This is a genomic window from Helicobacter didelphidarum (assembly GCF_003364195.1).
In the GTDB taxonomy this organism is placed as follows: domain Bacteria; phylum Campylobacterota; class Campylobacteria; order Campylobacterales; family Helicobacteraceae; genus Helicobacter_A; species Helicobacter_A didelphidarum.
Genome location: NZ_NXLQ01000166.1, coordinates 1 through 770 on the forward strand (window position 1 = coordinate 1; position 770 = coordinate 770).

The window sequence follows — 770 nt, forward strand, 5'->3', positions numbered from 1 at the left end:
TTGCTGACAAGAACAAAACTCTAATGAGATATAGGGAGATTGAGTTTGTGTATTACATTGCATTTTCTTGTTCCTTTCGCAATCTTTCGATTTTATTAAAATCTATTCTAGAATCCATTTTACCATCAATATTAAGCACTATTTTGCATTCTATATATTCTTCTTCTTGTAGCCCTATCAAATAAGTCTCAAGCTTTGGCAATAAATATGAATAAAGCTCCTCTATATTACCACACCCAAAGGCTAAAATAAACGATATTTTCTTGTAATGCTCGGAGTCAATTCTATAAAAAGTTAGCTCACTGCTCATGCCAAATATGGCAGTTCCCCATATTGATGAGTAATTGCTAATATATGAGATTCCCAAAGGTGCTATTATAGTTTTTCCTATATATTTTTCAACAACGATATTTTCTTTTGTGAGATAAAGTGCCTTTTGATTTAGCAACTTGATAAGTCTATATGACGGATAAATGCAAATAAAAGCACAAAAAAGAAGCAATAAAGTCATAAAAAGGCTTGTATCATTTCTATTTGAAAATTTATGTATCCCCTCAATCAATAGAGAACAAAAAAATATTGCAAAAGGTAATGAAAGTATGAGTGTGATAAAAAAGTCTATTTGACTTTCCCTATACTCCCACACTATCCCATCACCATTAGAATCTAACTTTTTAGATTCTATATTATTTAATTGTTTCTCACTCATTTACGCTACCCTCTCATCAAAATTATCTCTATCTACTACAAAGCTTACTTTATCGATAGTA

At 30.4% G+C, this 770-nt stretch carries 1 protein-coding gene; it reads right to left on the bottom strand.

The annotated features are described in order from the left end of the window. Positions 1-52: 52 nt before the first annotated feature. Positions 53-709 (bottom strand): hypothetical protein, encoded by a 657-nt coding sequence (locus CQA53_RS11725; protein ID WP_115544043.1) that lies wholly within the window; start codon positions 707-709, stop codon positions 53-55. Between the last annotated feature and the right edge of the window lie 61 nt (positions 710-770).

Bases quoted from the DNA above. Each gene is read 5' to 3' on its own strand.
- CQA53_RS11725 (WP_115544043.1), bottom strand. From the start codon at position 709: ATGAGTGAGAAACAATTAAATAATATAGAATCTAAAAAGTTAGATTCT.